The sequence below is a fragment of the Caulobacter sp. D5 genome (assembly GCF_003185805.1).
Lineage (GTDB): Bacteria > Pseudomonadota > Alphaproteobacteria > Caulobacterales > Caulobacteraceae > Caulobacter.
In genome coordinates this window covers 1-5,613 of record NZ_QHJY01000489.1, presented here as the reverse complement: position 1 = coordinate 5,613, position 5,613 = coordinate 1, and the positions used below count along the sequence as shown (strand labels likewise).

At 69.9% G+C, this 5,613-nt stretch carries 2 protein-coding genes; one reads left to right on the top strand and one right to left on the bottom strand.

The window, feature by feature from the left end:
* Positions 1 to 1,801: UDP-forming cellulose synthase catalytic subunit (gene bcsA, locus DMC18_RS24220; RefSeq protein ID WP_199232628.1), on the bottom strand; the 1,801-nt coding region annotated here is incomplete at its 3' end.
* Positions 1,802 to 2,395: 594 nt separating this feature from the next.
* On the opposite strand from bcsA, the gene DMC18_RS24215 reads away from it, so the two are divergent.
* Positions 2,396 to 5,613 (top strand): S-layer family protein (locus DMC18_RS24215; RefSeq protein WP_146218198.1); only part of this gene is annotated, 3,218 nt, incomplete at its 3' end.

The following is a 5,613-nucleotide window of genomic DNA, read 5'->3' as shown; positions in this document are numbered from 1 at the left end:
CCGTGTCGAGCTGGCGCTCGTCGCCCCAGAAGCCGTCGGGGATGATCGCCGACAGGCCGCCCATCGAGACCTCGCGGGTCTGGACTTCCAGCACCTCGCCGTTGGTCAGCCGCAGGCGGGCGGGCAGGGAGGCCTCGATGCGGACGTGCTGGCGCACCTGCCGGGTCTCGCGGCCGACGGCGATGGCGGTCAGCAGCACCAGCAGGCTGAACAGGGTCCAGAAGGCGTTGAGCACCAGGGTGCCGACCAGCACGAAGTCCGGCTCGGCCGTCGCCAGCCGCCACATGGCGAAGCAGAGACCGGCGATCAGCAGGCCGGCGACCACGATGTGCGGCCACATCAGCGACCAGTCGAAATAGCCCTTCTCCAGCCGGCCGCCCTTGTCGGTGACGTTGAACTTGCCGTGCTTGGGCGCGAACAGGGTGACGATCGTCGGACCCAGCAGGTGGAAGGCCAGCAGGGTCTCGTAGATCTCGCCCCAGAACGCCATGCGTTCCTCGCCCTGCATCCGGTTGTTGGTGACGATCGAGTGCACCAGGTGCGGCAGGGCGTAGGCCAGGATCATCGGCGCCGAAGCGCTGATGATGTTGAACCCCAGCAGCAGGAAGACCAGCGGCGAGGTCAGGAACACGATGCGCGGCAGCGGAAACTGGAAGTGCAGCATCGCATTCAGGTAACAGAGCCGTTGGGCCAGGCTCAGCCCCTTGCCAAACAGCGGATTGTCGATCCGGAAGATCTGGGTCATGCCGCGCGCCCAGCGGATGCGCTGGCCGATGTGCAGGGCCAGGCGCTCGGTCGCCAGGCCCGCCGACAGGCGGATTTCCAGGAAGGCCGTGTTCCAGCCCCGGCGTTGCAGCTTCAGCGCGGTGTGGGCGTCCTCGGTGACGGTCTCGTGCGCGAAGCCGTGGGTCTCGTCCAGGGCCGAGCGGCGGATGATGGCGCAGGAGCCGCAGAAGAAGGCGGCGTTCCAGAGGTCGTTGCCCGGCTGGACCACGCCGTAGAAGAGGTCGCCCTCGCCGGGGATGTCCTTCACCGTCTGGATGTTCCGCTGCACCGGATCGGGCGAATAGAAGTGGTGCGGGGTCTGCAGCAGGGCCAGGCGCGCGTCCTCCTGGAACCAGCCGACGGTCATCTGCAGGAAGGCGCGCGTGGGGATGTGGTCGCAGTCGAAGATGCAGACCAGCTCGGCCTCGGTCTGGCCCAGGGCGTGGTTGAGATTGCCCGCCTTGGCCCCGAAGTTGTCGGGCCGGGTCATGTAGATGGCGCCGGCCTTCTCGGCGAAGGCCTTGAACTCGGGCCGGCGGCCGTCGTCCAGCAGGTACACCTTGAACCGGTCGCGCGGGTAATCCATGCCCAGCGCCGCCAGCACCGTGTCCTGCACGATCTCCAGGCTCTCGTTGTAGGTCGGGATATAGACGTCGACCTTGGGCCAGGTCGCCGGCGCGCCGGTGATCGGACGCACCGGACGCTGCAGCGGCCAGGCGGTCTGCAAATAGCCCAGCAGCAGGATCAGCCAGGCGTAGATCTCGGCCAGGTAAAGGCCCGTGCCGAAGAAGGCCTCGCCGAGATTGCGAAAATGCAGGGTCTCGGTCGTGCGCCACCACAGATAGCGGGTGCTGACGATCACCGAGACGACGCAGAGCGCAATGGTCAGGTGCTTGGACTGCGACAGCCGATTGGCGGCGATCACCCCGACGATGGTCGCCAGCGCGAACAGCGCCTGGTCCTTGAAGCTGAGCGGGATGACGATCGCGACGAGCGCCACCGCCAGGACGGCGGCGATCAGCAGCGCGACGCCCACGCGAGACGCCAGCCGCGCCAGGAGCGATCCTGAAACCGGCCCCGAAGCAGAAGACGACGTCACAGCGTCCATCGGCCCAGCCCTCCGGTCGACGGCCCAGGCCGCGCTGCGGTCATCGTCGCTGGATCTCTCGTTCGAACAGTCAAGCTTTCACCAAGTCTTCGCCGCCGATGCTAGCGGCCGGCGCTTGCGACCTACAAGCGTGGCTGTATGACTATTCTCGTCCTCGTTCCAGGCGCGCCGCCGCGACCAAAAGCCGCATTACTTCCACAGAGCCGCCTCTCACGATTCGAAAACCATCATTTTGCATATGCTCGACCGGCGTTACTGCGTGGAAGCTTGAACGCCGCGCATTGAAATACATTACACGGTCAGATCGAATTTCATGACGCCGGCGCAGCGCGGTTCGAACCCCGGTCGCCGAGGCCGCCTCGACTCGGCGGCAAGATGCTTGTCCACCCCTCAAATGTTCCAATGTTGGAACACGACGGTCACCGAATGCGGTGCTAGCGGTCACGCTTGCAACAATGGCGCGCCAACGCGCCAGACGGGACCGTGATGCCGGATCGCGGTCCTTCGGGGGACTGAGACCACATGAAGAAGACCAACGACCGCCTGTCGCGGACGATGATGACGAGCGCCTCGATCGCGGCGCTGTGCGCGCTGGCGCCCAGCCTCGCCGGCGCCCAGGCCGTGCTGAACGGCGCCCCGGGCCAGGCCCTGACCGCCGGGACGATCACCACGACCACCAGCGGCGGCATACTCGACGGCGGCGCCAACAGCGGCGTTTCGGTCACCACGGGGGTCAACGGCCAGGTCGGCGTCACCGACGCGGTGATCGCCGTCACCGCCAACACCTGGAACGGCGTCAGCGTCTCGTCGCTCGACACCACCGCCGGCCAGATCCTGGTCACGCTCGACGGCGTCAACAGCATCCAGGGCGGCTCGGCCGCCGTATCGGTCTACACCGACACCCAGGACATCCTGCTCGACGCCAGCGGCGGCTTCGGGACCTATGTGGGCGCGGTCGCCAACGGAACGGGCCTGAGCGCCAGCTCGCTGAACGGCTCGGTCGCCATCCTCAATGGCGCCAACACCATCAGCGGCGGCGCCGTCGGCGTGCTCGGCGCGGCCTACCGCACCGGCGAGGTCTCCATCGACTCCAAGGGCGGAACGATCGTCAGCGCCGTGGGCGTGCGCGCCCTGTCCTACGGCGGCGACGTGAGCGTCGGCGCCGACGGCGGCTTGACCACGGCGATCACCGCCTCGTCCACGGGTTCGGCCATCAACGCCACGACGTCGGGCGCGGGCGACATCGCCGTCACCACCGCTGCGGGCGGCAAGCTGGAAGGCAGCGCCAACACCGTCTTCGCCGTGACCGACGGAACCGGCGACGTCCAGGTCACCCTCGGCGACACGGTCGGCGCGACGACGCGCAGCGCCTATGCGGCGATCTACGCCCAGTCGGCCGGCGGCGACGTCGGCGTCGCGGCGACGGCGGCCATCCGCGCCGGCGCGGGCGGCATCTCGACCAACACCTCGGGCGCGGGCGACATCACCCTTTCGACGGTGGGCGTGGACAGCGCGTCCAGCAACGCCGTCTTCGGCCGCACCACCGGCTCGGGCGACATCGCCTACACCCTGAACGGCCCCAGCACGGTCACCGGCGCCACCGGCGTCTACCTGACCACCTCGGGCGGCGGCGCGCTCAGCGTCACGGCGACCGACGCCGGCTCGTCGTTCATCGGCACGACCGGCAACGGCGTCGACCTGCGCGGCGCGGGCGGCCAGATCGACGTCGACGTGGCCGGCTCGATCCGGGGCGACGGCGTCGGCGTCTATGTCGCCACCGGCGGCGCGGGCGCCATCACCGTCCATGCCGGCTCGGTCAGCGCCCGCACGGGCAACGCCGTCTCGGCCAACAACTCGACCGTCGGCGGCACGGGCACGGTCAGCGTCGGCACGGCCGATCGTCGCCTGGGCTCGGCGACCAGCACCAACGCCACGGCGATCTTCGCCTCCAGCCAGGGCGACGTGAACGTCTACGCCACCAGCGTGACCGCCGGCACCCGCGGCATCGTCGCCGCCAGCCAGGGCACGGCGCCGAACGGCGACGTCGTGGTCGACGTCAGCGGCGCGATCGACGCCGGCACCTACGGGATCATCGGCGTCAACTACGGCGAGGCCGTGGGCAACGACCTGACGATCCGCACCGCGGGCGCGATCACCGCCGGGACCGGCACGGCCATCAGCGCCGAAGCCGTCAACGGCGACATCTCGATCACCGCCGACGGCGCCTTGAAGTCGACCGGCAGCAACGGCGTCTGGGCCAAGGCTTACGAGAACGGAAACATCGGCGTCGTCACCAACGGTACGATCCAGGGCGTCTGGGCGATCTACGCCAACGCCACGGCGGCCTCGACCGGCGGCGCGATCGACATCACCGCCACCCAGACCGTCACCGGCAAGTACGAGGGCGTCGGCGCCGAATCCACCGGCGACGGCAAGATCACCCTCGACCTGGCCGACGTGATCGCCACCGAAGGCCACGGCGTCTTCGCCAACGCCAAGAGCGACATCTCGATCTCGACCGGCGCGGTCACCGCCACCGGCGGCGGCGCGGTCACCCTCGACGCCTTCAACGACGCGACCGGCGTCACCGGCGCGGCGGGCTACGCGATCAACGCCGTCTCCTCGCTCGGCGCGGTGGACGTGACCTCGACCGGAACCCTAACCGGCGGCGCGGCCGGCGCTCTCTATGTCCGCTCGGCGGCCGGCGACGGCGCCGGCGGCGTCACCCTCGACCTCGCCGACGTCACGGCCAGCGTCGGTCGTGCGATCGAAATCAGCGCGACCAGCGGCCCGGTGGTCATCACGGCCGGCGCCATCACCGCCGCCACGGACGGCGTGCGGGTGCGCGGCTGGGGCGACGGCGCGACCGCCGGCGCGATCACCGTCGGCACGGCGAACGACCGCATCGGGACGGTCAACGCCGCCGGCGGCACGGGGCTGTTCGCCTCCGGCTCGGGCGACATCAGCATCTACGCCACCGACGTCACCGCCGCCACGCGCGGCGTCCTGGCCTCCAGCCAGGGCTCCAACCCCGACGGCACGGTGGTGATCGACGTCAACGGAACGGTCGTCGCCAACGGCAGCTACGGCGTGCTGGGCCTCAACAACGGCGTGCTCGCGGCCAACACCGTGGACATCACCACCGGCGCGGTCACCTCGACCGGCGGCTCGGCGATCAGCGCCCAGGCCAACGCCGGCGACATCACCGTCGTCGCCAACGGCGCGATCCAGGCCAACGCCTCGCTGACCACCGGCACGTGGGACGGCGTCTATACCCAGGGTTACGGCGACAACAACATCTCGATCACGACCCACGGCGTGGTCACCGGTTCGTACAACGGGATCGAGGCCTTCCTGCTCAGCGCCGCCGACCACGGCGCGATCTCGATCGACGCCGACGGCGCGATCCAGGGCGAGGCCGGCGTCGTCGCCATCTCGACCGGCAACGGCGGTGTCGACCTCGACCTGGCGGCGGTGACCGGAACCGGCGGTCCGGGCGTCTTCGCCAGCGGCGCGGGCGTGGTGTCGGTCTCGACCGGCGCGGTGACCGCCACGGGCGGCGGCGGCGTCTCGCAGACCAGCCTCAACGACGCCACCGGCGTCAACCAGACCAGCGGCTACGGCGTCATCGCCCTGTCCAGCGGCGGCGCGATCGACGTCACGACCGCCGGCCAGGTCACCGGCGGCGCGGCCGGCGGCATCTTCGCCCAGACCACCGGCGGAACCGGCGCGATCACGGT